Here is a 1,403-nt window from a genome sequence, read left to right as displayed (position 1 = left end):
CACGGCGGCGCCGGCCGGGGCGGCGCGCGGCGACCCCGACGCGTCGCGGGCGTCCCCACTGCGCGTGCCGCTGCCCCGGCGGGCCGGGCCCTCGCGGGTGCCGCCTCCGCTGCCCACCGAGTCGGTCCCCGTCGTGCACCCGATCACCGGGCAGTCCTGGGCGACCGACGTCTCGACCATGCGCAGGCTGCTGTCGGCGTTGAAGTCGCTGCGGTGAAGTGACCACTGACCACGATTCACCCCAACGGCCGAAGTACGTTTCACGCAGTGTGTCCACAATGGTCCGACCGGCGCTGATTTGTCTCCGCTCGGGCTCATTGGGTTACGCTGCGGGCTCCCCGAACGAATGACCACGACGAGCGCTCTCCCCGCGCTCGAGCGCCACTCCGCTGAAGGGCACGGAAATGACGAACATCGACAACTCGCTCGACATGGCGGCGAACATCAAGGGGGCTTTCGCGGTCGCGCTCGTCGACTACGACAGCGGCATGACCCTCGGGTCCCGGGGCGGCAGCCCCGAGTTCGACCTCGAGGTCGCCGCCCCGGGCAACAGCGACGTCGTGCGCACCAAGCTCGACGTGATGGCGAAGCTGGGCCTGCGCGAGGCGATCGACGATATCCTGATCACCCTGGACACCCAGTACCACCTCATCCGGCCCATCCGCGGCCTGCCGGACGAGAAGCTGTTCTTCTACCTGGTGCTGAACCGCACCCAGGCCAACCTGGCGATGGCCCGCCGCGACCTGCGCGTGATCGAGAAGGAGTTCTACCTGGCCAACCCCGGCCCGGGGCGGCCGAACCCGGCCATGCCCGACGGGCAGGCCTTCTTCCCGTCGAACGCGGGCCGCTGACCCCGGCGCCGGCGGGAGCACGTAGCGGGTCCCTCGAGTGGGTCGACATCGCCATGCGGTCACGGTGCGCGCGGACGGGCTCGCGGCCGTCCTCGGTCCGCTGCTGAACGATCCGCGCGTCCTCGGCGCCGTCCTGGTCGACGTGGACAGCGGCATGGTCCTCGACGCGTGCCCGGGGCACTCGGGCCGCGGCGGGGACCCGGCGGCCGCCGCCGGCATCGGCGGCGTCGACCCCGAGTTGGTCGGGGCCGGTCACGCCGAGCTCGGCCGGGTGGCCCTCGCGCTGCCCGGCCGGTCCGGCCACGACACCGCCGGCGACGAGCTCGTGGTCAGCGTCGGCACCACCCGCCACCACCTGCTGCGCGGCGTCCCCGACCCGCACGGCGACCGGCTGGTCCTCGCGGTCGTCGTGGACGGGTCCCGCCGGTTCGCCGAGCGGGTGCGCCGCAAGCTCCGCGGCGTCCCCGCCGACGCGCTCACCGCGGGACCGACCGTCATCCGCCGCCCGGGCACGGGCGGGTGGGCGGCTCCACCGACGGCGGGCCCGCGGCC

The 1,403-nt window shown here is 73.8% G+C and carries 3 protein-coding genes; all 3 read left to right on the top strand.

The window, feature by feature from the left end:
• A partial coding sequence (locus KIK08_RS39035) for a hypothetical protein (RefSeq protein ID WP_214408333.1) occupies window positions 1-217 on the top strand: 217 nt, incomplete at its 5' end.
• A gap of 187 nt (window positions 218-404) precedes the next feature.
• Entirely contained in the window at window positions 405-851 is a 447-nt protein-coding gene (locus KIK08_RS39030; protein WP_250558678.1) for a hypothetical protein, read from the top strand.
• 64 nt (window positions 852-915) lie between these two features.
• A partial coding sequence (locus KIK08_RS39025) for a hypothetical protein (RefSeq protein WP_214408332.1) occupies window positions 916-1,403 on the top strand: 488 nt, incomplete at its 3' end.

The sequence above is a fragment of the Pseudonocardia lacus genome, assembly GCF_018531445.1.
Lineage (GTDB): Bacteria > Actinomycetota > Actinomycetes > Mycobacteriales > Pseudonocardiaceae > Pseudonocardia > Pseudonocardia lacus.
The sequence above is the reverse complement of the archived record's forward strand: the minus strand, read 5'-3'. Positions and strand labels throughout refer to the sequence as shown.